The 830-nt window shown below is 52.3% G+C and carries 1 protein-coding gene and 1 pseudogene; one reads left to right on the top strand and one right to left on the bottom strand.

The annotated features are described in order from the left end of the window. Positions 1–240: pseudogene (locus C7N83_RS14335) on the bottom strand (IS1595 family transposase); the annotation flags it as partial. A gap of 61 nt (positions 241–301) precedes the next feature. Here C7N83_RS14335 and C7N83_RS11760 point away from each other — a divergent pair. Next, on the top strand, positions 302–830 hold a 529-nt coding region (locus C7N83_RS11760; protein ID WP_483869979.1), incomplete at its 3' end, for a BUD32 family EKC/KEOPS complex subunit.

The following is an 830-nucleotide window of genomic DNA, read 5'->3' as shown; positions in this document are numbered from 1 at the left end:
ACCCCATTGTATTTGCGCAAGACGCACTTCGCCCGGTTCCAACAATTTCCAATGCCGCCGATAGGGTTTTGACGGTCTGCAAAAAACTGTGAACGGTTGATGCGCTGATGCGCGAACCTGCCTCGCATTAAGCACGCCACAGCCCCTGTCACTACCGGTATAAACAATGCTGTCAGGTGTTGTTTGTTGTTTGACAACCGGAAATAACGTATCCTTCCCGTTATCCCCCGCAACAAAATACAAATTATCAATCAATTACAGTACCGAATTAGAAAAACGGGCAAAACGGCAAAACGGCGGTATGGCGCGCCATATTTTGGCCGGTGGCAAAGTGGTATGGATACGTCGGGCCGGCCCGCATAATCCGGCATGGCGCTATTGGTTGATGGGTATGCTTGCCAAACTGTTGCATGCCAAAGTGCTGACGCCGGTGCCGAATTTAGGCGGGCCGGCCGCCATCGCGATTGAAACTGCCCGTTTGAACGAACTTTCGGCCGCAGGTATTTACGTGCCCAAACTGCTGGCACGGCAGGCGAATGCACTGATGATCAGCAATATCCCCGGCAGCAATCTGCTGGAGCGCATCAAGCAAGAAGCCATCCGGCATGATTTAAGCAGCTGGCATGCCGGCTTGCTGGCCATTTCCCATGTCCACGCCAAGCGGCAGTTTCTCAGCCAAGCCTTTGCCCGCAATATGGTTATCCAAGGCAGGCGGGTGGGTTTTATTGATTTTGAAGACAATCCTGCCGCTGCATTGGATATTATCCAATGCCAAAGTCGCGATTGGCTGTGTTACCTGCAATCGACGCTGCTGATATTACAGCGGCAAA

Origin of the sequence: Neisseria iguanae (genome assembly GCF_003013245.1) — a bacterium.
In the GTDB taxonomy this organism is placed as follows: domain Bacteria; phylum Pseudomonadota; class Gammaproteobacteria; order Burkholderiales; family Neisseriaceae; genus Neisseria; species Neisseria iguanae.
This window is presented reverse-complemented; position numbering and strand designations above follow the sequence as displayed.